General features: G+C 75.0%; 22 protein-coding genes. 13 read left to right on the plus strand and 9 right to left on the minus strand.

All coding sequences use genetic code 11. From position 1 onward, the window contains the following. Positions 1–71 precede the first annotated feature (71 nt). The 3 genes from PSD17_RS21850 (at position 72) to PSD17_RS21860 (ending at position 1,150) form a co-directional block, all read left to right on the plus strand. Positions 72–317: a hypothetical protein gene (locus tag PSD17_RS21850; RefSeq protein ID WP_339124343.1), complete on the plus strand. Its 246-nt coding sequence runs from the start codon at positions 72–74 to the stop codon at positions 315–317. Positions 318–435: 118 nt separating this feature from the next. Next, the gene (locus PSD17_RS21855) at positions 436–765 is read left to right on the plus strand and encodes a hypothetical protein (RefSeq protein ID WP_339124345.1); all 330 of its coding nucleotides are present in this window, start codon (positions 436–438) and stop codon (positions 763–765) included. Positions 766–850: 85 nt separating this feature from the next. Then, positions 851–1,150, plus strand: coding sequence for a PspC domain-containing protein (locus PSD17_RS21860; protein ID WP_339124346.1), 300 nt, complete (start codon positions 851–853; stop codon positions 1,148–1,150). Positions 1,151–1,176: 26 nt separating this feature from the next. On the opposite strand, the gene PSD17_RS21865 is transcribed toward PSD17_RS21860, so the two are convergent. Then, on the minus strand, positions 1,177–2,445 hold the full coding sequence (locus PSD17_RS21865; RefSeq protein ID WP_199796779.1) for a low temperature requirement protein A: 1,269 nt from the start codon (positions 2,443–2,445) through the stop codon (positions 1,177–1,179). Positions 2,446–2,613: 168 nt separating this feature from the next. Beyond that, on the minus strand, positions 2,614–3,204 hold the full coding sequence (locus PSD17_RS21870; protein WP_013677744.1) for a TIGR03086 family metal-binding protein: 591 nt from the start codon (positions 3,202–3,204) through the stop codon (positions 2,614–2,616). A gap of 62 nt (positions 3,205–3,266) precedes the next feature. On the opposite strand from PSD17_RS21870, the gene PSD17_RS21875 reads away from it, so the two are divergent. Beyond that, positions 3,267–4,214: a helix-turn-helix transcriptional regulator gene (locus PSD17_RS21875; protein ID WP_339124349.1), complete on the plus strand. Its 948-nt coding sequence runs from the start codon at positions 3,267–3,269 to the stop codon at positions 4,212–4,214. Positions 4,215–4,356: 142 nt separating this feature from the next. Here the strand turns inward: PSD17_RS21875 and groL are convergent, their stop codons facing one another. Together groL and PSD17_RS21885 are read right to left on the minus strand one after the other, a co-directional pair. Next, a complete protein-coding gene (gene groL / locus PSD17_RS21880; RefSeq protein ID WP_013677742.1) occupies positions 4,357–5,985 on the minus strand; it encodes a chaperonin GroEL in 1,629 nt (542 codons plus the stop codon). A 290-nt stretch (positions 5,986–6,275) separates the two neighbouring features. Then, positions 6,276–6,479, minus strand: coding sequence for a cold-shock protein (locus PSD17_RS21885; RefSeq protein ID WP_013677741.1), 204 nt, complete (start codon positions 6,477–6,479; stop codon positions 6,276–6,278). A 107-nt stretch (positions 6,480–6,586) separates the two neighbouring features. Between PSD17_RS21885 and moeA the strand changes: the two genes are divergently transcribed. The 4 genes from moeA to PSD17_RS21905 all read left to right on the plus strand — a co-directional run bounded on the left by moeA (position 6,587) and on the right by PSD17_RS21905 (position 12,446). Next, complete coding sequence (moeA, locus tag PSD17_RS21890) at positions 6,587–7,828, plus strand: molybdopterin molybdotransferase MoeA (RefSeq protein WP_339124352.1); 1,242 nt, start codon at positions 6,587–6,589, stop codon at positions 7,826–7,828. 435 nt (positions 7,829–8,263) lie between these two features. After that, positions 8,264–8,986: a phosphatidylserine decarboxylase gene (locus PSD17_RS21895; RefSeq protein WP_013677739.1), complete on the plus strand. Its 723-nt coding sequence runs from the start codon at positions 8,264–8,266 to the stop codon at positions 8,984–8,986. Next, entirely contained in the window at positions 8,983–9,969 is a 987-nt protein-coding gene (locus PSD17_RS21900; protein ID WP_013677738.1) for a CDP-alcohol phosphatidyltransferase family protein, read from the plus strand. The genes PSD17_RS21895 and PSD17_RS21900 overlap by 4 nt, the downstream gene beginning before the upstream one ends. A gap of 68 nt (positions 9,970–10,037) precedes the next feature. Continuing rightward, complete coding sequence (locus PSD17_RS21905) at positions 10,038–12,446, plus strand: AAA family ATPase (RefSeq protein WP_339124355.1); 2,409 nt, start codon at positions 10,038–10,040, stop codon at positions 12,444–12,446. 85 nt (positions 12,447–12,531) lie between these two features. Here PSD17_RS21905 and PSD17_RS21910 read toward each other — a convergent pair whose 3' ends face one another. Both PSD17_RS21910 and PSD17_RS21915 read right to left on the minus strand, forming a co-directional pair. After that, positions 12,532–13,218: a LytR C-terminal domain-containing protein gene (locus PSD17_RS21910; protein WP_132975798.1), complete on the minus strand. Its 687-nt coding sequence runs from the start codon at positions 13,216–13,218 to the stop codon at positions 12,532–12,534. Between the two features lie 57 nt (positions 13,219–13,275). Further along, a complete protein-coding gene (locus PSD17_RS21915; RefSeq protein ID WP_013677735.1) occupies positions 13,276–13,581 on the minus strand; it encodes a DUF3263 domain-containing protein in 306 nt (101 codons plus the stop codon). 254 nt (positions 13,582–13,835) lie between these two features. Here PSD17_RS21915 and PSD17_RS21920 point away from each other — a divergent pair, with 254 nt between their 5' ends. Both PSD17_RS21920 and PSD17_RS21925 read left to right on the plus strand, forming a co-directional pair. Beyond that, on the plus strand, positions 13,836–14,408 hold the full coding sequence (locus tag PSD17_RS21920; RefSeq protein ID WP_013677734.1) for a peptide deformylase: 573 nt from the start codon (positions 13,836–13,838) through the stop codon (positions 14,406–14,408). Positions 14,409–14,473: 65 nt separating this feature from the next. Next, positions 14,474–15,373, plus strand: a complete 900-nt coding sequence (locus PSD17_RS21925; protein WP_339124356.1) for a S1C family serine protease — start codon at positions 14,474–14,476, stop codon at positions 15,371–15,373. A 38-nt stretch (positions 15,374–15,411) separates the two neighbouring features. On the opposite strand, the gene PSD17_RS21930 is transcribed toward PSD17_RS21925, so the two are convergent. Both PSD17_RS21930 and PSD17_RS21935 read right to left on the minus strand, forming a co-directional pair. After that, on the minus strand, positions 15,412–16,047 hold the full coding sequence (locus PSD17_RS21930) for a response regulator (RefSeq protein WP_013677732.1): 636 nt from the start codon (positions 16,045–16,047) through the stop codon (positions 15,412–15,414). Between the two features lie 22 nt (positions 16,048–16,069). Next, entirely contained in the window at positions 16,070–17,230 is a 1,161-nt protein-coding gene (locus PSD17_RS21935) for a sensor histidine kinase (RefSeq protein ID WP_013677731.1), read from the minus strand. 227 nt (positions 17,231–17,457) lie between these two features. Between PSD17_RS21935 and PSD17_RS21940 the strand changes: the two genes are divergently transcribed. Next, complete coding sequence (locus PSD17_RS21940) at positions 17,458–18,198, plus strand: ABC transporter ATP-binding protein (protein ID WP_339124357.1); 741 nt, start codon at positions 17,458–17,460, stop codon at positions 18,196–18,198. A 56-nt stretch (positions 18,199–18,254) separates the two neighbouring features. Beyond that, positions 18,255–20,438 carry an FtsX-like permease family protein gene (locus PSD17_RS21945; protein WP_339124358.1) on the plus strand — a complete coding sequence of 728 codons (2,184 nt, stop codon included), beginning with the start codon at positions 18,255–18,257 and terminating at the stop codon, positions 20,436–20,438. A 69-nt stretch (positions 20,439–20,507) separates the two neighbouring features. On the opposite strand, the gene PSD17_RS21950 is transcribed toward PSD17_RS21945, so the two are convergent. Then, positions 20,508–20,942 (minus strand): nitroreductase family deazaflavin-dependent oxidoreductase, encoded by a 435-nt coding sequence (locus PSD17_RS21950; protein WP_013677727.1) that lies wholly within the window; start codon positions 20,940–20,942, stop codon positions 20,508–20,510. Between the two features lie 313 nt (positions 20,943–21,255). Between PSD17_RS21950 and thiD the strand changes: the two genes are divergently transcribed. After that, complete coding sequence (thiD, locus tag PSD17_RS21955) at positions 21,256–22,089, plus strand: bifunctional hydroxymethylpyrimidine kinase/phosphomethylpyrimidine kinase (RefSeq protein WP_013677726.1); 834 nt, start codon at positions 21,256–21,258, stop codon at positions 22,087–22,089. The last annotated feature ends 94 nt before the right edge of the window (positions 22,090–22,183 follow it).

Here is a 22,183-nt window from a genome sequence, read left to right on the forward strand (position 1 = left end):
GGCATGGCCGGGGTCGTCGCGTCGACCGCGGGTCCGAATGCGGGCACACTCGACCGCGACGACAGGCGGAGGTGGGTCCGGTTCCCGTGTTCGGGTGGGTGCTGATCGGGATGGCGGCGTGGGTCGCCGTCTCGGTCGTCGTCGCGGTCGTCGTGGGGCGGATGGTCCGGGCCCGCGACGCCCAGGTGCCGCGCGACGCACCCCGGCCCGCTCGGGCCTCGGGCAGCCTGCTCGGCGACCCGGCCGACGACGCGCCCGTCGGGGACGCCCCGGCCGACGCCCAGGGCGGTGAGGCGCACCGGTCCGACAGAGGGTGACGCTGTGGTGACGCTCCGTCGGTGACCTGCGGAGATGTCCCTCGCTCAGGGGTCCCCCATCGGCTCACGGTGTGGGGTAAGTCGGGCACACCCGGTATATCGTCATTCCGGGCAGGTGATGGCGATCTCTACTCTGGCGTGGGTACTCGTGGGCATCGGCGGGTGGCTGGTCGCGGGGCTGGTCATCGCGTTCGGCTTCGCGCGCTTCCTGCGGCTGCGCGAGGAGCGGATCGGGCAGGACCGCCCGCCGGTGCCGAAGCGGCCGGCTGCCGCGGACCCGGCTCCCGCCGCCCCCACGCCCGGGGATGCGATGCCCGCGGATGATCCGACGCCCGGGGATCAGGTGCCGCCCGCCGGTACCGAGCGGCCGGCGCCGCACCTTCCCCAGCAGCGCCGCCCGGTGCGCGGACGCAGGCCGCGGATCGGGCCGTCGTCACGGCGGGGGTGACCCCGGCCAGGTCCGGGACGTCGTCGGGGTCCGAATCCGGGTCGTCCCGGAGGTTCCGGGCCGCCGGACGGACGACTCTCGTGGCATGGACACCGACACCAACGCCTCCAGCGCCACGAACGCCGCCGACTTCTCGGCGACGACCGTCGTCACCGATCCCGTCGACCCGGCCGGCGGCGCCGAGACCCCACCCCGACCCGGGTTCCGCCTCGTCCGCAGCCGTAGTGACCGGATGCTCGGCGGCGTCTGCGGCGGCGTGGCCGCCCAGCTCGGCATCGACCCCGCGCTGTTGCGGATCGGCCTCGTCGCGCTGACGATCCTCGGCGCGGGCGCCGGCGCGGTGCTCTACGTCGCGGCCTGGGTCCTCGCGCCCGAGGAGGACTGACCCGGGCCGCCGCCCGCCCGGCCGCCTCAGGTGGCCGGGTGGCCGTCGTGCCCGGCGGGCGGATGGCCGCCGTCGCCGCGGGAACCGGACGGGTGGTCGCCGTGCCGCACGTGATGGCGCAGCTCGGCGTAGCGGTGGGTCTCCCAGCCCACCATCGCGACGAGCACGACGGCGAGCACGGCCAACGTCGCGAGGGCGGGGATCGAGGCCACCAACGGCGTCACCGCGAGCAGGACGACGGCGACGGCGATGCGCGCCCTGCTCAGCTCGTGCATCGCGTACCACTTGAACCACACGTGGGCGAGCAGGTAGAGCGCGGTCCCGCCGTAGAGCGCGGCGAGCGGCACCCCGTAGATGGGGTCGGACAGCGAGTGCTCCTCGCCGCCCCCGACGTAGAGCAGCACCTTCTTGAGCCCGAGCGACAGCATGATGATGCCGATGACCATCGGCAGGTGCAGGAACGAGTAGCACCCGCGGGCCAGCCGGATCTGGCGCTCGCCCACGGCGCTCGCCAGCTCGTGTTCGGCGAGCAGCGAGGTCACGTCGAAGTAGGCCCACCACAGTGCGGCGACGACCGTCAGGCCCAGTGCCGACGCGATGATGATCGGCCAGCTGATCGGCAGTGCAGCCACGCCGATGCCGATCGACACGACCGACTCGCCGAGCGCGACGATGATGATCAGCCCGTGCCGCTCGGCGAAGTGGCTCGCCGACGCGAGCCGCCAGTCGGTACCGGACAGCACGGTGCCGAGGTAGTCGCCCAGCAGCGCCGCGACCCACAGCAGGGTCTGCACCCAACCCTCGGTCTCGGACGCGACGAGCAGCAGGATCGTGCCCGCGAGCATCGACGGCAGGAACCGCGCGACCTGTCTGCGCAGCATCGGGTCCTCGCGCGCGACGACCCAGAACAGGGCGATGTGCACCGCCCGGACGACGAAGTAGCAGACCGCGAACACGACGGGCCCGTACAGGCCGCCGGGCAGGTCGTCGAACGCCTCGGGGATCGTGATCGCGCCGACGAAGACGCCCGCCGTCGCCACGAACATGCCGACGCGGAGGATGCCCTCGTCGGCCTTCGCCACGTTGCCGAGCCATGCGTAGCCCACCCACGTCCACCACAGGACGGTGAGGATCAGTGCGCCGCGCACCAGCGACTCGACGGACGGGTCGTCGGCCATCCAGTCGGTGACCCGGGTGAGGGCGAAGACGAAGACCAGGTCGAAGAACAGCTCGAGCGGCGTGACGGAGGCCTTCTCGCCCATCGCCTCGACGCGCGTCCGTCGCGGTGTCACCACGGCCCGGATCGTGCCAGCGCCCACCGTCCGATGTCGACGCGGCACCACGCGACGGCCCGAGTTGCGGTGAAGATGTCGAATGTCCGGTAGGCGGCTCGTCGTCATCGCCCGGAGATGTCCGGACGAGACGGTCGAGGTGCGCGCCGAGGTCGGCTGAGCGGCGGGTGGCTACCGGCGCCTGCCCGCCCAGTTCGCGAGCCGCTCGGTGGGACCTGCGTCGGCAGCCGGCTCCACGACCTGCCCGAACGGCACGGGTCCGCCGCGCGGCTGCGCCGGCAGGAACCTGACGATCACCGCGAACGTGGCCTCGGCGAGCGCCGGGTCGGCCTCCGCGTCCTGGCCGGTGGCAACGGCGAGGTCCCAGCCGTGGACCAGCGCCTCGTTGAGGTAGCCCCACACCGCCCCGCGGCCGGGAACCTCGCCCCACGGCACCGTGACCGTCGAGTCGAGCAGCTCGTCGTTGTCCCACAGCGGGTCGAGGTCGTCGACGGCGCGCCCGAACGTCGCGGCGAGGTCCTCGTCCGGGATGCCTTCGATGAGCGCGGGCCGCGACAGCGCGGACTCGCCGATCGAGACGGCGTACACCCGGCCGACCGTCGCGGCCAGGTGTGCGACCAGGGTCCGGACGTCGAAGTCGGTGCACGGGGTGGGGTCGCCGTAGCGGTCGGCGGGCACCGCGTCGACGAGGCCGCGGACCCAGCCGAGGGCGTCGCGGTAGAGGGGGCGCGGATCGGTCTGTTGCGGGGTGGAGGTCGTCATGGGCGGTACTGTCGTCGGCAAACATGACATCCTGTGTCGTGATTTCGTGACAGAGTTCCCGGGTGCGTGCGGACCGGTTGCTCTCGCTCGTCCTGCTGCTGCGCCACCGCGGCCGGATGACGGCGTCGGCGCTGGCCAGGGAGCTGGAGGTGTCGACGCGCACCGTCCTGCGCGACGTCGAGGCGCTGTCCGCGGCGGGCGTCCCCGTCTACGCCGAGCGCGGCCGCGACGGGGGGTTCGCCCTGCTGCCGGGCTTCACCACCGATCTGACGGGCCTGACCCACGACGAGGCCGTCGCCTTGCTGACGTCACGCTCCCGCGTCACGTCGGAGGCGCTCGGGATGGGCCCGGCGTTCACCTCGGCCATGGCCAAGCTGGTCGCCGCGATGCCGGACGGGGCGCGTTCCCGGGCGACCGACGCGGCCGACCGGGTCCTCGTCCGCCGCGGCGGGCTGATCGGCGAGCCCGAACCCGACCGGCATCCCGAGGCCGTCCAGCGCGCGGTGCTCTCCGGGCACCGGTTGCGGATCCGCTACCCGAGCCGTGGCCGGCCGCCGACCTGGCGGACCGTCGACCCGCTCGGGCTGGTCAGCGCCGCGGGCCGCTGGTACCTGCTCGCCCTGCACGACGGCGCCGACCGCACCTACCGCCTCTCCCGGATCACCGAGGCCGAGGAGCTGGCCGAGCCCGCCGCCCGCCCGGCAGGTGTCGACCTCGAGGCGCTGTGGCAGCGCCGGCGCGCCGAGTTCCTGGCCTCGCACACCGGGATGCGGGCGCGGCTACGGATCCGTTCGTCGCGACGCGCGGAGGTCGTGCGCGTCGCGACGGCCGGGGTCACCGACGTGGAGCAGCAGGGGGAGTGGCTCGTCGTCGACGTGGGCTTCGGCGACCTGACGCACGCCGCACGCGTCGTCTGGTCGCTGGCCGTCGACGCCGAGGCGCTCGGCCCGCCCGAGCTGCGGGAGGCGATCCGCGCCCGGGCACAGCGCCTGGTGGACACGCACTCGTGAGCGGCGGAGCCGCGGCGAGGCGCGACGAGGGCCCCGGGAACGCCGCAGGGGCGGCACCCGGGAAGGGTGCCGCCCCTGACAGGACGTGCTGTGGTGCTGTGGAGCAGGACCCGGAGCTGGTGTTTCGCTCCGCGAGCGTCGCTCAGAAGTCCATGCCCCCCATGCCACCGGTCGGGTCGGCCGCCGGGGCCGCGTTCTTCTCCGGCTTGTCGGCGATGACGGCCTCGGTGGTGAGGAACAGCGCCGCGATCGACGCGGCGTTCTGCAGCGCCGAGCGGGTGACCTTGGCCGGGTCGATGATGCCGGCCTTGACCAGGTCCTTGTACTCGCCGGTGGCCGCGTCGAGGCCCTCGCCGGCCGGAAGCCCGCGCACCTTCTCCGCGACGACGCCACCCTCGAGGCCGGCGTTGACGGCGATCTGCTTGAGCGGAGCCTCCAGCGCGACCTTGACGATGTTCGCGCCGGTGGCCTCGTCACCGTCGAGACCGAGGCCCTCGAACAGGCCGGCACCGGCCTGGATCAGGGCGACGCCGCCGCCGGCGACGATGCCCTCCTCGACGGCCGCCTTCGCGTTGCGGACGGCGTCCTCGATGCGGTGCTTGCGCTCCTTGAGCTCGACCTCGGTGGCCGCGCCCGCCTTGATGACCGCGACACCGCCGGCCAGCTTCGCGAGGCGCTCCTGGAGCTTCTCGCGGTCGTAGTCGGAGTCGGTGCGCTCGATCTCGGAGCGGATCTGGTTGACCCGGCCCGCGATCTGGTCGGCGTCGCCCGAACCGTCGACGATGGTGGTCTCGTCCTTGGTGACGACGACCTTGCGCGCCGAGCCCAGCAGCGACAGGTCGGCGTTCTCCAGCTTGAGGCCGACCTTCTCCGAGATGACCTCGCCACCGGTGAGGATGGCCATGTCGGTCAGCATCGCCTCGCGGCGGTCGCCGAAGCCCGGGGCCTTGACGGCGACCGACTTGAAGGTGCCGCGGATCTTGTTGACGACCAGGGTGGCCAGGGCCTCACCCTCGACGTCCTCGGCGATGATCGCGAGCGGCTTGCCCGACTGCATGACCTTCTCCAGCAGCGGGAGCAGGTCCTTGACCGTCGAGATCTTGGACGAGACGAGGAGGATGTACGGGTCCTCGAGCTCGGCCTCCATGCGCTCGGCGTCGGTCACGAAGTAGGGCGAGATGTAGCCCTTGTCGAAGCGCATGCCCTCGGTGAGCTCGAGCTCGAGCCCGAAGGTCTGCGACTCCTCGACGGTGATGACGCCTTCCTTGCCGACCTTGTCCATCGCCTCGGCGATGAGCTCGCCGATCGAGGCGTCGGCGGCCGAGATCGACGCGGTGGCGGCGATCTGGTCCTTGGTCTCGACCTCCTTGGCAGCCTTCAGCAGCTGCTGGGAGACGGCCTCGACGGCCTTCTCGATGCCACGCTTGAGCGCCATCGGGTTCGCACCGGCGGCGACGTTGCGCAGACCCTCGCGGACCAGCGCCTGCGCCAGCACGGTGGCGGTGGTGGTGCCGTCACCCGCGATGTCGTCGGTCTTCTTCGCAACTTCCTTGACGAGCTCGGCCCCGATCTTCTCCCACGGGTCCTCGAGCTCGATCTCCTTGGCGATCGACACACCATCGTTGGTGATGGTGGGCGCGCCCCACTTCTTCTCCAGGACGACGTTGCGGCCACGCGGGCCGAGCGTCACCTTGACGGCGTCGGCGAGGGTGTTCATGCCGCGCTCGAGCCCGCGGCGCGCCTCCTCGTCGAACGCGATCTGCTTCGCCATGGGGGTGTTGCCCTCCGATTGGGATGACCTCGTGTCGGGGCGGTGCCCGCGACGGACGACCGGCAACCCTGCGCCGGTCTCACCGACCTGACTGGCACTCGGCGTGCCGGAGTGCCAAGGCCGTTTTTAGCACTCGGCCATTGCGAGTGCAACCGAGGCCCGGGCGCGTGGCGGTGCGCCCTCTCGGAGCGTGTGCGGGGCCGGGCGACCGCGACCGGCGGAGCCCGGCCCCGTGGTGAACGACGTCGCGACGGGCGTCGGGACCCGAGCCCGGACGCCCCTCACCCGGCTCAGATGCGGCGGACCGCCTCGGCCTGGCTGCGGCCGTCGCGGCCTGCCGTCGTCTCGAACTCCACCCGGTCACCCTCGTCGAGCGTGCGGAACCCGTCCGCCTGGATCGCCGAGTAGTGGACGAAGACGTCCGGCCCGCCGTCGGTGGCGATGAAGCCGTAGCCCTTCTCCGAGTTGAACCACTTGACCGTGCCCTGAGCCACGGCACCTCCTGTTGTTGCGTACGAACGGGTTCGACGCTACCCCAGGAACCGCCGGGTGGAAGCGTCCTTTCGCGGCTCCGCGCGCGGGTCGGGCAGGATGTGTGGGCGTGACCCCTCCCGAGCACGCTCCCGCGCCCGGCGGCCCGCGCACCGTCGACGAGCACCGCGCCGTCGTGGCGTCGTTGGTGCCCCCCGCCCCCGTGGTGGAGGTGCCGCTGTCGCAGGCGCTGGGCCGGGTGCTGGCCGCCGACGTGGTCGCGACGGTGGCGCTGCCCCCCTTCGACAACTCCGCGATGGACGGCTACGCGGTCCGCGCGGCCGAGGTCGCCGCGGCGTCCGAGGACGCGCCGGTGGCGCTGCCGGTGGCCGAGGACATCCCCGCCGGCCGCACCGACGTCCCGACGCTGCAGCCCGGTACCGCCCACCGGATCATGACCGGCGCGCCCATGCCCGCGGGCGCCGACGCCGTCGTCCAGGTGGAGCTGACCGACGGCGGCGTCGAGCAGGTGGCCGTCCGCAGGGGCCCGGCCGCCGGCACGCACGTGCGGCGCGCGGGCGAGGACGTACGACCGGGGACGACCGTGCTCACCGCCGGGACCGTGCTCGGCCCGCCACAGGTGGGGCTGCTGGCCGCGATCGGGCTGCCGACCGTCGCCGTCCGCAGGCCGCCGCGGGTGCTGGTGCTCTCGACCGGGTCGGAGCTCGTCGAGCCGGGGGCCCCGCTCGCACCGGGCCAGATCTACGAGTCGAACGGGCCGATGCTGGCCGCGGCCGTCCGAGAGGCGGGCGGCGAGGCCGAGCTGTTGCGCTTCGTTCCCGACGACGTCGAGGTGTTCGCCTCGCTCCTCGCGGAGAAGGCGGGCGACGTCGACCTGATCCTGACCTCGGGCGGGGTGAGCGCGGGCGCGTACGAGGTCGTCAAGGACGCGCTGCGCGACCGCGGCGTCGAGTTCGTCCGGGTCGCGATGCAGCCGGGCGGTCCGCAGGGCGCGGGCCGGCTCGACGGTGACGGGCCCGCCGTCGTCACGCTGCCGGGCAACCCGGTGAGCTCGCTGGTGTCGTTCGAGGTGTTCGTGCGGCCGGCGCTGCGGGCCGCGATGGGGCACCCGCACCCGCTGCGTCCGGTGGTCTCGGCCGCGCTGGCCGAGGCGCTGGTGTCGCCGCCGGACAAGCGGCAGTTCCGGCGCGGCGTGCTCGACGCGTCCGACGGCACGGTCGCCGAGGTCGGCGCCCCGGCCTCGCACCTGCTGGCCTCGCTCGCGCTGGCCGACTGCCTGATCGTCGTCCCGGAGGGCGTCTCGGCGGTGGACAAGGGCGTGGCGGTCGAGGTCTGGCTGCTCGAGGCCTGACGGCCCGCTCGCCCGGCCCGCTCATCCGGCCCGCTCACCCGTCCGGCGAAGGGTCGACGGTCGGCTCCGCACGGTCTGCGCGTGAAATGTGACCTACATCACAGGGGGAGAGTGCAACAAGCGGGCGCCCAGGAGCGTCTTAACAGGTGAGCGTTCGGCCGATCGGTGCACTTCGCAGGGTTCTGGACCTGCTGATCTGGACGATGGGCCGATTGCTCTGGATACTTTCGGTACGGGGCGGGTAACCGCCTTTCAACGCAACGGACCTACCGCCCGTCGCTGGGGAGCGGACGAGCGGTTCCACGGCCGGGGTCGTCGTCTCGGGGGATGACGGCCCCGGCCCTTTGCGGTCATCGCCCTGGACTACCGTGGCGGCCATCGAGCGGCAGGCCGCCCGGCCGGGCCGCGGTTGCCGCCTCAGGAGCCGACCACCCCATGTCCGCCCAGTCCGCCGGGCCCCAGTCCGGAACCTCGATCGGGCACGTCGCGGAGCTGGTCCGCGCCGCAGTGCCGCCCATGCACCCGGGGGGCCGGCCGATCGTCGCCGGTGTCGCCGCCGGGGCCGCGCTGGTCAGGCTGCTCACCGGGCGCGGCACCGTTGTCGGCCTCGCCGCCACCGCCGCCACCGCCGCGTTCTTCCGCGAGCCCCGCCGCGTCCGGCCCGCCCGCACGGGCGTCGTCGTCGCGCCGGCCGACGGCACGGTCGCGACCGTCGCGGAGGTCGAGCCGCCCGCCGAGCTGGGGCTGCCCGCCGGGCCCGTGCCGCGGGTGAGCGTCTTCCTCTCCGTGCTCGACGTGCACGTCCAGCGCGTGCCCGTCGACGGCCGGGTCGTCGCCGTCGAGTACCGGCCCGGCGTGTTCCTGTCCGCAGACCTCGACAAGGCCAGCGAGGACAACGAGCGCAACGCCGTCCTGTTCGAGGCCACGGACGGGCACCGGGTCGGCGTGCTGCAGATCGCGGGCCTGCTCGCCCGTCGCATCGTCTGCGAGGTGGCGCAGGGCGACGAGGTGGCCGCGGGCGAGACGTTCGGCCTCATCCGCTTCGGCTCGCGCGTCGACACGTACCTGCCCGCCGGCTCGCGCGTCCTCGTCGAGCCCGGCCAGCGCACGATCGGGGGCGAGACGGTACTGGCCGAGCTGCCGGCCGCGGACCGATGAGAACGGTCCCCGGCTACAGCGCCGGCATCCGGCTGCTGCCCAACGCCGTCACCGTCCTGGCGTTGTGCGCGGGTCTCTCGGGCGTGCAGTTCGCGCTGATCGGCCGCTTCGAGCTGTGCGTCGCGGCCGTCGGTGCCGCCGCGCTGTGCGACGCACTCGACGGCGGCCTCGCCCGCCTGCTCGACGCGAGCAGCAAGATCGGCGCGGAGCTGGACTCGCTGTCGGACCTCGTGTCCTTCGGCGTGGCGCCCGCCCTGGTCATCTACATCTGGGGGCTGCAGGGCAACCGGTTCGGCTGGATCGTCGCGCTGGTCTTCGCCGTCTGCATGGCGCTGCGGCTGGCCCGGTTCAACACGTTGCTCGACGACGAGGACCAGCCGCCGTACGCCAAGGAGTTCTTCGTCGGCGTCCCCGCGCCCGCGGCCGCGCTCGTCGCGGGCATCCCGCTCTACCTGTGGCTGCACTTCGGTGACGGCTGGTGGTCCTCGCACCTGACGGTCGCGCTGTGGGCGCTGGTCGCCGCGGGGCTGATGGTGAGCAGGCTGCCCACGTTGTCGCTCAAGACCGTCCGGGTCCCGCCGCGGCTGATCGCGCCGCTGCTGGTCCTCGTCGGCCTCGCGGCGGCCGTGCTGCTCACCGCGCCCTTCCTCGGGCTCGCCGTCGTCGCGATCGGGTACCTGCTGCTCCTGCCGTACACGATCCACCGGCACCGCTGGCTGGCGCGGCATCCCGAGGCCTGGAACGTGCCGGTCCGGCAGCGCCGCGCCGTCGCCCGCGCGGCGCGCTCGGCCCGCCGGCTCGGGCTGCGCCCGCCGTTGCGCCGCCGGGTCGCCGGCGGTGCGTCGGCCGTCGCGCGCCGGGTCCGGCTGATCGGGTCCGAGGACGGCGGCGCCACCGGCAACGGCAGGCCGCACCCGCTGCCCCCGCCCGGGCCGCAGTACCCGAAGGGCAGCAGGCGCCGGCTCGGCCTGCGCCGGCGCTGACCCGTCCTGCCGCGGTCGGCCGTCGCGGCCGGGCGGCCCCCGCGGCGGGCACCAGATAGCGTGCGGGGGTGCCCGCCGAGATCACGCTCGTCGCCCGGCTCGCTCCCTACGGGACGTACTCCCGGCGCGGGGTCGTCCGCCTCCACCCCGAGGTCCTGCACGCGCTCGACATCGGCACCTGGCAGGCCGTCGCGATCACCGGGCGGGGCCGCACCACCACCGCGCTGGTCACCGCCGCGGACGCCGACGGCCCGCACGGCGAGATCACTGTCGACGACGTGACCCTGTCCAACTGCGCCGGTCTCGACGGCGGATCCGTCGTCGTCCGGCCGGCGCAGGTCGTCCCGGCGCGGCGCGTCGTCCTGCACTCCGCCGATCCGCTCGTGCGCACGGCCCCGCCCGCCGCGGTCCGGCTCGCCCTCACCGGCAAGATCGTCAGCCCTGCCGACGCCGTGTCCCTGCAGCCCCAGGACCTGCAGCCGGCCCCGGGCGCCGACCTCACCCACGCGCGCCGCACCCTGGCCAACATCATCGGCCCGGGTCTGACGTCGGCGCTGCTCACCGTCGTGCGCACCGAGCCGGTGGGCGCGGTCGTGGTGCAGCCGTCGACCGTCGTCGGCTGGCGCGACGGCGCGACCACCGGCGAGCCCGGCCCGTCGCCGGTGGTCGACCCGCCGACGGTCACCCGCCCGACCGTGCTGACCGCCGTGCCGGCGCCCGCCGGAGCGGTGCCCGCCGGACCGGGCGCGGCGCCCGCCCCGCCGGCCGCCGCCACGCCCGCGCTGGGGATCGACGAGCTCGTCGGCAACGTCGACGCCGCGCGCCGGCTCGTCGAATGGCTCGAGCTGACGTTCCGCCGCCCGGAGCTGCTCGCCCGCCTGGGCGGCGCCGCGCACCTGGGGGTGCTCGTCGTCGGGCCGGAGGGGGTCGGGAAGGCGACCCTCGTGCGCAGTGCGGCGGCGGCCGTCGAGGCGGGGTTCGTCGCGCTCGACGCGCCGTCGGCGGCCGCGCTGGAGGCGGGTGCCGCGTCGCAGCGGGTGCACGACGCGGTCGGTGCCGCGGTCGCCGCGGCCCGGTCCGGGACGCCGACCGTCCTGCTGGTCAGCGAGGTGCACGCCCTGCTCCCGGCCGCCGACCCGCCGCCGCTCGCGACGCTGACGCTCGACGCGCTGCGCGGAGCCGTGGCCACTCCCAGCGTCGCGCTGGTGGCGACGACGGCCGCGCCCGAGGGGGTGGACCCCCGGCTGCGGGCCCCGGACCTCGTCGACCGGGAGCTGAGCCTCGCGCTGCCCGACGCCCGGGTCCGCACCGACCTGCTGCGGCGGCTGTTCGCGGGCGTGCCGACGGCCGCCGACATCGACCTGGCCGCCGTCGCGGAGCGGGCGCCGGGATTCGTCGTCGCCGACCTGCTCGCGGTCCGCCGGGAGGCCGCGATCCAGGCGGCGCTGCGGGCCACCGCCCCCGCGGACCCCGCCGGCGCCGTCGGGGAGCCGGAGCCGGCGTCGGCCCCGACCGCGGCCGCCGACCCCGACGCGCCCACGACGGGCACCGCCGACCCGGCGACCGCCGGCGAGGACCCCGAACCGCAGATCACCCAGCAGGACCTCCTCGACGCGGTGGCGTCGGTGCGGCCGGTGTCGATGTCGTCGTCGGAGACCCTGCACACCGGCGGCATCGGGCTCGACGACGTCGGCGACATGACCGAGGTCAAGCAGGCACTCACCGAGGCGGTGCTGTGGCCGCTGCAGTACCCCGACTCGTTCGCCCGGCTGGGCGTCGACGCCCCCCGCGGCGTCCTGCTCTACGGCCCGCCCGGCTGCGGCAAGACGTTCCTGCTGCGCGCGCTGGCCGGGACCGGACAGCTCAACGTCCTGTCGGTCAAGGGCGCCGAGCTGTTGGACAAGTACGTCGGCGAGTCGGAGCGCGCGGTGCGCGAGCTGTTCCGCAAGGCGTCCGACGCCGCACCCGCGCTGGTGTTCCTCGACGAGGTCGACGCGCTGGCCCCGCGCCGCGGCGGATCGACCGACTCGGGCGTCGCCGACCGGGTCGTCGCCGCCCTGCTCACCGAGCTCGACGGGGCCCAGCCGCTGCGTGAGGTGGTCGTCGTCGGCGCCACGAACCGGCCGGAGCTGATCGACCCCGCGCTGCTGCGGCCCGGGCGCCTCGAACGGCTCGTCTACGTGCCCCCGCCGGACGCGGAGGCCAGGGCCGCGATCCTGCGCGCCGCGGGTCGCAACACCCCGCTGGCCGACGACGTCGACCTCGACGAGCTGGGCGCCGAGCTCGACGGATACTCCGCGGCCGACTGTGCCGCGGTGCTGCGGGAGGCCGCACTGACCGCGATGCGGGAGTCGCTGGAGGCCACGCACGTCACCGCGGCGCACGTCGCGGCGGCTCGCAAGGTGGTACCCCCGTCGCTCGACCCGTCGCTGCTGGCCGAGCTCGAGGCCTATGCGGCGCGCCGGGTCGGCACCTGAGCCGGGAGGCCCGCACACACCACGACGGCCGGCGGGAGGCCGGCCGTCGTGGCTGAAGTCCGGGGAGCGGACGTCGGGTGGTGCCTCAGCGGCGCTGGTAGTCGTTGGTGACGATGACGATCAGCCCGGGCGAGGCCTCGTCGAGGCCCTGGAACCGCTGCTCGACCCGCAGCCCGAACTGCTTGCCGAGCGTCTCGGCCGCCTGCTGCTCGCTGGTGCCGGGCCGGTAGTAGACCGTGCTGGTCGGGATGACGCCCTGCGGGTAGTTGGCGACGGAGTCGACCTCCCAACCCGAGTTGCGGAAGTCGTCGGCCGCGCGGGAGGCGAGCCCGGTGATCGTGCTGTTGTTGTAGACGCGGACCGGGGCCTTCAGGCTGTCCGGGCTGATGCCGCCCTCGGCGAGCCCGCCGCCGACACCACCCGCGCCGCCCGCCCCGCCTGCTCCGGCCGCACCACCCGCGCCTGCCGCGCCGCCCGCCGAGCCGTCACCGGGGGTGCCCGGGGCGCCGGGAGCCCCGATGTTGTTGGTGCCGGTGGCGCCGAACGAGGGCACCGGGACCGATCCGTCGGTCGGCGTCGCGCCCGCGCCGGGCGACCCCGGGACGGCGGACGCGGAGACCGAGGTCGGTGCCGCGGCGTTGTCACCGGAGCCGTTCCCGCCGCTGAGCGCCGTCGTCGCCAGACCGATCACGCCGGCGACGATGCCGACGCCGATCAGCGCGAAGCCGCCGATCCGCAACGGCGATCCACCGGACGATCCTGGTGTGGTCACGACAACCTCCGAGTCCGCAGGAGCCGGTCGGTGACCGGACGCGTGATCACAATGGCGTCACCAGGGCTCGATTCCCAGCCGACGCGCCGCACGGGTGCGCTGCCGGCTGGCGCGGAGCCGACGGAGCCGCCGGACGAGCAGCGGGTCGGCCGCCAACGCCTCGGGCTTGTCGATCAGCGCGTTGAGCACCTGGTAGTAGCGGGTGGCCGACATGTCGAACAGCTCGCGGATGGCCTGTTCCTTGGCACCGGCGTACTTCCACCACTGCCCTTCGAAGGCGAGGATCTCGCGCTCCCGGCGGTCGAGCTCGTCGGCCGGGCCGGCTGCGGGGTCCGGGACCCCGTGTTCCGTGGCGGACTCCATCACGCTCCTCGGGCGTCACAGCACATCGATGCTTCGGCGAGCCGTGCTTCGGCGAGCACTGCGTCGGCGAGCACTGCGCTGGGTGGCAGAACGAGGAATGACACGCGTGTCATTCCGAGGAGGATTCAACCACGCGGGTCCGACACGAACCGGGCAGGGACGCGCCACACCGAGGCATGAATCGTGCATCAGCCGACCGGGGGGACGAGCCGCCCGGACCCGTCCCCCACGCGTCGCGACACTAGTCTTCAGGCGTGACAGTTCGCCCCATCCGCATCATCGGCGACCCGGTGCTGCACGCCCCGACCCGCCCGGTCGTGGAGTTCGACGATGCGCTGCGTGAGCTCGTCGACGACATGTTCGAGACGATGGCCGCCGCCCACGGCGTGGGGCTCGCGGCGAACCAGATCGGCGTCGACCTCCGGGTGTTCGTCTACGACTGCCCCGACGAGGTGACGAAGACGATGGCCCGCGGCGTCGTCGTCAACCCGGTGCTGGAGACCTCGGAGATCCCGGAGACGATGCCCGACCCCGAGGAGGACGAGGAGGGCTGCCTGTCCGTCCCGGGCGAGCAGTTCCCGACCGGCCGGGCGGACTGGGCGCGGGTGACGGGCGTCGACGTCGACGGGCAGCCGGTCGAGGCCGAGGGTCGCGGCTTCCTCGCCAGGTGCTTCCAGCACGAGGTCGACCACCTCGACGGGCACCTCTACGTCGAGCGGCTCACCGGCCGCCACCTGCGGGCGTCGAAGAAGATGCTGAAGGCCGCGGGCTGGGGCGTGCCCGGCCTGTCCTGGGATCCGGCGACGCAGCAGGCCGAGGAGGTCTGACGGAACACCTCGCCCGACTACGACGTTCGTAGGTTGCAACGTTGTAAGCACAGGGGGGTGGTCCGATGGACGCCTACTCCGAGACGGTCAGCGCCGTCGCCGCCGAGCTCACCGACCGGGTCGCGGCCGTGCGTGTGGGACGGGGCTCCGGCTCGGCCGTCGTCGTCGCGCCGGGCGAGCTGCTCACCAACGCCCACGTCGTCGGGACCTCCGGGCGCGGGCGGGCCGACTTCGCCGACGGCAGCCAGGTCGAGTTCGACGTCGCGGGCGCCGATCCGCTCTCCGACCTCGCGCTGCTGCGGGCCCGCGCCGGCGACCTCCCCGATCCCGCGACCCTCGGCGACGCCGACGGCCTCGTCGTCGGGCAGCTCGTCGTCGCCGTCGGGAACCCGCTGGGGCTGGCCGGGTCCGTCACCGCCGGCGTCGTCAGCGCACTGGGCCGGTCGCTGCCGACGCGCAGCGGGGCGGCGGGCCGGGTCGTCGAGGACGTCATACGGACCGACGCGGCGCTCAACCCCGGCAACTCCGGCGGCGCGCTCGCCGACCACCGGGCGCGGGTCGTCGGCATCAACACCGCCGTGGCCGGGGTGGGCCTGGGGCTCGCCGTCCCGGTGAACGCGACGACGTTGCGGATCGTCGACGCGCTGCGTGCCGACGGCCGGGTCCGGCGTGCCTACCTCGGGGTCGTCGGCACCCCGGCACCGGTGCCGGCGGCCGTCGCCGACCGCTACGGGCGCCGCAACGGACTGCGCCTCGTCGAGGTCGTCGACGGCAGCCCGGCCGCGGCCGCGGGCCTGCGCCGCGGCGACCTGGTGCTCGACGTCGGGCGCCGCGCCGTCGAGGACGCGCAGGGGATCCAGCGGCAGCTCTTCGGCGAGGCCGTCGGCGTCCCGCTCCCGGTGACGGTGCTGCGCAACGGCGCGATGGTCGACGTCGTCGCGGTGCCGACGGAGCTGCGTCCCTGACCCTGCGAGGGCTCCGGCGAGCCACTCACGAGGGACCGTCACGACACGAGGCCGTGCTCCCACGCCCACGCCGCGACCTCGACCCGGTTGCGCGCACCGAGCTTCGCCTGGACGTTCGTCAGGTGGGTCTTGACCGTCGAGAGCGACACGAACAGGTCGGCGGCGATCTCGGCGTTGGTGCGACCCCGCGCGACGGCCCGCACGACGTCGATCTCCCTGGGGGACAACGGCTCCGGCAGCGTGGGCCGCGGCGCGGGCGTGGTCAGGTGCCGCAGCAGCCGGACCGTCACCGACGGTGAGACCAGCGCGTCACCCGCCGCGGCCGCCCGCACCGCCTCGACGAGCAGCCGCGGGCCCGCGTCCTTGAGCAGGAAGCCGCAGGCCCCGGCCCGCAGCGCGCCGTAGACGTACTCGTCGAGGTCGAACGTCGTGACGACGACGATCCGTGGCGGATCGGGGTCGGCGGTGAGCGCGCGGGTGGCCTCCAGGCCGTCGAGCTCGGGCATCCGGATGTCCATCAGCACGACGTCGGGCCGCAGCCGCCGCGCCCGTTCGACCGCCTCGGCGCCGGTCCCCGCCTCGCCCACGACCTCGATGCCCGGCTCGGCGCCGAGGATCAGCCGGAAGCCGGTCCGGACCATCTCCTGGTCGTCGGCCACGAGCACGCTCGTCATCGGGCCACCGATCCGGCCGGGCTCATCGCGCACGCACCGGCAGCCGCGCCGTCACCGACCACACGCCCGCCCCGCACGGGCCCGCGTGCAGCGTGCCGTCGAGCGCGCCGACGCGCTCGGCCATGCCCGCCAGCCCGAACCCGCCGGTCGCGCCGCGGGCGGGGGACCCGGCCCCGGCCCCGTCGTTGCGCACGCCGACGACGAGCTCCTCGGCCCGCAGCCGGACCTCCACCTCGACCGACGTCGCGGCGGGCGCGTGCCGTCGGACGTTGGTCAGCGCCTCCTGCACGACGCGGTAGCCGGTCGCGGCGACACCCGCCGGCAGCACCGCGTGCTCGAACCCCGGATCGGCGAGCAGCCGGACGCGGGTGCCGTCGGGATCGAAGCGGCGCACCATCTCCGGGATGCCGCCGAGCTCGGCGCCCGGCGCGCGGGTCGCGTCGCCGCCGCGCAGCACGCCGACCATGGCGCGCATCGCGGCGAGCGCGTCGGCCCCCGCGGACTCGATCGCGGCCAACGACCGCGCGACGTCCGGGTCCGCCGGGACGACCACGCGAGCCGCCTGCGCGGCGACGACGATCCCCGTCACCTGGTGGGCGACGACATCGTGCAGCTCGCGGGCCAGCACGAGGCGTTCGTCGGCCCGCGCGCGCTCCAGCAGCGACGCCCGGCGCGATCCCGCCTCGCGCAGCACCAGGCCGATCGCGACCGTGCCGCCCCAGCCGAGTGCCGACAGGATCGTGTAGCCGGTGCGCGTCAGCCCGATGTCGGCGCGCAGGTACGGCGACGCGACGATGACGACGCCCGCCGCGAGCACCAGGAGCACGGCGGTGCGGTCGTCGGCGTGCCGCAGCGCCGCGATCGTCACGACGGCCAGCGCGAGTTGCTCGGCGAACGACATCGACGGCACGTGCACGAGCCAGCCCGCCAGCGTCGCGATCGCGGACACCGCGAACGCGATGGTCGCGACGTGTCGGACGTCGACGCCCGGACGCCTGCGCAGCAGGACGACCACCGCGACGCACGCGCCCGTGAGCGGCGTCGCGAGGCCGCGGGGGACGCCGATCCCGACCAGCGCGAGGCAGTCGACGGCGAGCCAGACCAGGTAGCCCGCGATCTCGACGGCCAGGCCGGCCCAGCGCAACGCGCGCAGCCGCCCGGCGCCTGCGGTCCCCGCGATCACGCCGATCAGCCTAGGCGGGACCGCCGAGCAGGTGCCCTCGGCCGAAAGTACGAGCCGCCCCGCCCGAGATCGGTCCCGCGGCCGAGGCGGGGCCGGGTCCGTCGGGGAGATCGTCGCGGCATGACGCCTTCGATCTGGCTGGAGACGGCCGCCTGGGCCCTGGGGCTCGCGGTGATCGTCCTGATGGCCGCGCTGCCCCTGCTGGAGACGCTCGCGGGCGGGCCGCGGTGACCGCACCGTCCTGCGCCGAGACCGTCGACCTCGTCAAGGTGCACGGCCGCGGGGGGTCGGCCGTGCGCGCGCTCGACGGGGTGTCGCTGCGGATTCCGGAAGGGATGTTCACCGCGGTCATGGGACCGTCGGGGTCCGGCAAGTCGACACTGCTGCACTGCCTCGCCGGGCTGGACACCGCGTCGTCGGGGCGCGTCCTGCTGGGCGCGACCGACCTCGGCAGCCTCTCCGACGCACAGCTCACCGCGGTGCGTCGCGACCGGCTCGGGTTCGTGTTCCAGTCGTTCAACCTGCTGCCGCAGCTCACCGCCGCGCAGAACATCGACCTGCCCGCGCGGCTGGCCGGCCGCCGGCCCGACCCGATGTGGCGGGCGGGCCTGATCGACCTGCTCGGTCTCGGCGACCGGCTCGACCATCGCCCGTCGGAGCTCTCGGGCGGCCAGCAGCAGCGCGTCGCCGTCGCGCGGGCGCTGCTCGGCAGGCCCGAGATCGTCTTCGCCGACGAGCCGACCGGCAACCTCGACACCGCCGCCGGCCACGAGCTGCTCGATCTGCTGCGGACGTCGGTGCGCGAGCTCGGGCGCTCGGTCGTGATGGTCACCCACGACCCGGTCGCGGCGTCGTTCGCCGACGGCGTCGTGCTGCTGCGCGACGGCCGGGTGGCGGGCTCGCTGCCCGATCCCCGCCCGGAGACGGTGCTCGCCGCGCTGTCGTCGCTGTCGGGGGCGGGGGCGTGAGCGGTCCGGGGGGAGGCGCGCCGATTCCGCACGAACGGCCCTTTCGCGCAACCCGGTTGCGGGAAAGGGCCGTTCGTGCAGCCGGGCATCGGCCCGGCGGCGGGCGTGGGGGAGGCCGAGCGGCTGCGGGGGCGCTGCTGGCCGACGCCCGCCGCCATCCGGGCCGGGTCGTCCTCACCGGGCTCGCGGTCCTCGTCGCGACGTTCTTCGCGGCCGGGACGCTGCTGCTCGGCGGGACGCTGTCGACGACACTGCAGGCCCGGTCGGTGGTGACGCCCGCGGCGGCGGCCGCGGTCGTGCGCGGCGGCGACCTCGACGCGGCCGTGGTCGACCGGGTCGCGCGGACGCCGGGCGTGACCGCCGCCGTCGGTGTCTGGACCGGCACGGCGCCCGTCGGCGGCGCGGCGGGCGTGGGGTCGTGGACCGTGACGTCGGACCCGATGACGGGGCCGCTGACCCGGCTGGCCGCGCCACCCGTCGCCGGCCGGCTGCCCACCGCGGACGACGAGGCACTCGTCCCGGCCGCCACCGCAGCGCGCGCCGACGTCCACCCGGGCTCGGTGCTGACCGTCGGAGGTGCCGGCGACGCGACCCGCACGCTGACGGTGACCGGCGTCGTCGACCTGCCCGTCGTCGGCACCGACACGATCGTCACCACGCCCGCGACGGTCGCGGCACTGGGCGGGACGCTGCGCCAGATCGACGTCGCGGGCGGGGCGCCCGCCGCCGTGGCGTCCGCGGTCCGTGCGCGGTTGCCGGGCGACGTGGTGGTGCGCACCGGCGACGAGCAACGCGCAGCCGAGCGCCGTGACGGCTCGGCGACCGCGACGGCCGTCGTCACGGGGGTGTCGGTGTTCACCGGGCTCGCGCTGGTCGCGGCCGTCGTCGTGGTGGCGTCGACGTTCCGCATCCTGCTGACCCAGCGCCGCACCCAACTCGCGCTGCTGCGCTGCGTGGGGGCTCGCAGCGGCGACCTCGTGCGCGCGGTACTCGCCGAGGCCGCCGTGTCGGGGCTGGTCGCGGGGGTGCTCGGCGCGGGGCTCGCGATCGGCGCGGGCGAGATCGTCGTCGCCGTGGTCGGCGGCGGCCCGCTGGTCGTGTCGTGGGGCGGGATCGCGGGCTGCGTGCTGCTCGCGGTCGTGGCGACGGTCGTCGCCGCGGTCGGACCGGCGCTCGCCGCGGGCCGGACGTCGCCCGTGGCGGCGCTGGGGGAGGCCGCGACGAGTGAGGCCGGCACGTCGCGGCGCGGGCGCCGGGCCGTCCTCGCGACGGTCCTGCTGGTGGTCGCGCTGGTGCTGGCGGCACCCCCGCTGGCCGGCGTGGCCGACGGCGCGGTCGGGCTGGTCGCCGCCGCCGCGTCGGGCCTGGTGACGTTCGCGGCCCTCGTCGCGCTGGGCCCGGTGATGATGAGCGGGCTCGCGGCGACCGTGGGCCGGCTCGTCACGGCCGTCGGGCGGGCGCCGGGCCGGATGGCCGTCGCCAATGCCGCGCAGGTCCCGCGCCGCACGGCGGCGACGGTCACCGTGCTGACCCTGGGCGTCGGCCTGACCTCGGCGCTGCTCGTCGGGGTCGCGAGCGCCGACTCCAGCGCGCAGCGGTCGATCTCGCAGCGGCTGCCGAGCGCGGTGCAGGTCAGTGCCCCCGACCCGGACGCGACGCTGGCGAGGCTGGCCGCCGAGCCGTCGCTGCGGGTGCGGCAGGACGGCGACGCGGTCCTCGTCGACCCGGCCCCGGGTGTCGACGACGCGGCCCTGCGCGCCGCGGTCGGGGACGCGCTGGGCCCGCGATCCGCGGCGGTCGTCGTCTACACCGCCGACGTGCGGGCCGACGCGACGGCGGAGCTGGGGGTGCTCCGCGGGGTCGGGCTGGGCCTGGTCGGGATGACGGTCGTCGTCGCGATCGTCGGCGTCGCGGTGACGCTGACGTTGTCGGTCACCGAGCGGACCCGGGAGACGGGCCTGCTGCGCGCCGTCGGGCTGACCCGCGGCGGGGTGCGGGCGATGGTCGCGTGGGAGGCCGCGTGCAGCGCGCTCGCGGCGGCGGTGCTGGGCGCCGGGCTCGGGGTGCTCTACGGCGTCCTCGGCATCCGGGCGCTGGGCCTGGCGGCAGGTGGGGTCTCGGTGCCGGTCGGGCAGCTCGTCGGGCTGGCCGTCGGGGTGGTCGCGATCGCGGTGCTCGCGGCGCTCGGCCCGGCCGTGCGTGCCGGGCGCGTCCCGCCGATCCGGGCACTGGCCGCGTAGGGGACGGGGGCTCGTGAGTGGCGATGGTCGCCCTGGCGACCATCGCCACTCACGGCGCCGGCCACACGGTCAGGCCGGGTCGAGGACGAAGACGGGGATCTGCCGGTCGGTCTTCGTCTGGTACTCGGCGTAGGGCGGGAAGGCGGCGACGGAGCGCTCCCACCACTGCTCCCGCTCGGGGCCGTCGACCTCGCGCACGGTGTACTCACCGGACTCGGTGCCGTCCTGCAGCGTCACCGTCGGGTTGGCCCGCAGGTTGTAGTACCAGACGGGGTGCTGGGGGGCGCCGCCCTTCGAGGCGACCAGCGCGTAGTGACCCTCGTGCTCGACACGCATCAGCGGGACGTAGCGCAGCTTGCCGGTCTTCGCGCCCTTCATCGTCACGAGGACGACCTTCATCCCGTTGATCCCGACGCTGTCGGTCGTCCCGGTCTCGAGGATCTTCTCGGTCTGGTCGCGGACCCAGCCCTCGGGGCTCAGCTCGACGTCAGTGTTGGCGGTCATGTCCGGCACAACCCCGGTCCCGCGCCGGATCTATTCCCGATTCCGCGGTCCCGGAGTGTGACGTCGGTGGGCGGGCCGCCGGGGCCGGGCGGCGGCCTGGTGCGGCGTCACCGGGCCGTACTACCGTCGGCCGGACACCGACGCGGGAGCTCGCAGGGGCTGAGAGGGCGGCCGACGCCGCCGACCGCTGAACCAGCCGGGTAATGCCGGCGAGGGAGGACAGCACATGGCCCAGCGAGGTCCGGCACAGCCAGGTCCGGCCCAGCCAGGTCCGGCCCAGCCAGGTCCGGCACAGCCAGGTCCGCAGCCGACCGTGGGTGTCACCCCGCCGCGGGTCATGACGATCGCGGGCACCGACTCCGGGGGCGGCGCCGGCATCGCCGCCGACCTGCGCACGTTCGCCGCCTGCGGCGTCCACGGCTGCCTCGCCGTGTGCGCGGTGACGGTGCAGAACTCAGTCGGTGTGACGGCTGTGCACCCGATCCCGCCCGAGACGGTCGCCGCGCAGATCACCGCCGTCGCCTCGGACATCGGGCTCGACGCCGCGAAGACCGGCATGCTGGCGGGCGCCGAGATCATCGAGGCCGTCGCGCACGCCTGCGACGCCAACGGCATCGGCGCGGTGCACCCCACGCCACTGGTCGTCGACCCGGTCGCGGCGTCGATGCACGGGGACCCGCTGCTGGCCGACTCCGCGCTCGACGCCTTCCGCTCGCTGCTGTTCCCGCGGGCCACGGTCATCACCCCCAACCTCGACGAGGTGCGGCTGCTCGTCGGCGTCGACGTGCACGACCGCGCCGGCCAGTACGAGGCGGCCAAGGTGCTGCACGGCCTCGGTCCGCGGTACGTGCTGGTCAAGGGCGGGCACCTCGCCGAGGACGTGGACGGCTGCGTCGACCTGCTCTTCGACGGGGACACCTTCGTCGAGCTGCCCGGGCCGCGGTTCGACACGGGCAACACCCACGGCGGCGGCGACTCGATGGCGGCGGCCGTCGCGTCCGGGCTCGCGCGCGGGATGGCGATCGGCGAGGCGGTGGCCTTCGCCAAGCGCTACATCGTCGAGGCCGTCCGCAACTCCTACCCGCTCGGCGCCGGGCACGGGCCCGTCTCGCCCTTGTGGACGGTCCGCGACTGGTGGGGTACCTGACGGAAACGCTGGTGACGTGAGTTACGAGCGCGGCCGGAATATCGGTCGCGATGCCGCATCTGCGGACCGTCGCGGCCATTGAGCCAGCTCATGC

The sequence above is a fragment of the Pseudonocardia sp. D17 genome, assembly GCF_036984265.1.
In the GTDB taxonomy this organism is placed as follows: Bacteria; Actinomycetota; Actinomycetes; order Mycobacteriales; family Pseudonocardiaceae; genus Pseudonocardia; species Pseudonocardia benzenivorans.

Coding starts and splice junctions, on each gene's coding strand:
- PSD17_RS21855 (WP_339124345.1), top strand. CDS start 436: ATGGCGATCTCTACTCTGGCGTGGGTACTCGTGGGCATCGGCGGGTGG.
- PSD17_RS21860 (WP_339124346.1), top strand. CDS start 851: ATGGACACCGACACCAACGCCTCCAGCGCCACGAACGCCGCCGACTTC.
- PSD17_RS21870 (WP_013677744.1), bottom strand. CDS start 3,204: ATGACGACCTCCACCCCGCAACAGACCGATCCGCGCCCCCTCTACCGC.
- groL (WP_013677742.1), bottom strand. CDS start 5,985: ATGGCGAAGCAGATCGCGTTCGACGAGGAGGCGCGCCGCGGGCTCGAG.
- PSD17_RS21895 (WP_013677739.1), top strand. CDS start 8,264: ATGTCCGCCCAGTCCGCCGGGCCCCAGTCCGGAACCTCGATCGGGCAC.
- PSD17_RS21900 (WP_013677738.1), top strand. CDS start 8,983: ATGAGAACGGTCCCCGGCTACAGCGCCGGCATCCGGCTGCTGCCCAAC.
- PSD17_RS21915 (WP_013677735.1), bottom strand. CDS start 13,581: ATGGAGTCCGCCACGGAACACGGGGTCCCGGACCCCGCAGCCGGCCCG.
- PSD17_RS21925 (WP_339124356.1), top strand. CDS start 14,474: ATGGACGCCTACTCCGAGACGGTCAGCGCCGTCGCCGCCGAGCTCACC.
- PSD17_RS21930 (WP_013677732.1), bottom strand. CDS start 16,047: ATGACGAGCGTGCTCGTGGCCGACGACCAGGAGATGGTCCGGACCGGC.
- PSD17_RS21950 (WP_013677727.1), bottom strand. CDS start 20,942: ATGACCGCCAACACTGACGTCGAGCTGAGCCCCGAGGGCTGGGTCCGC.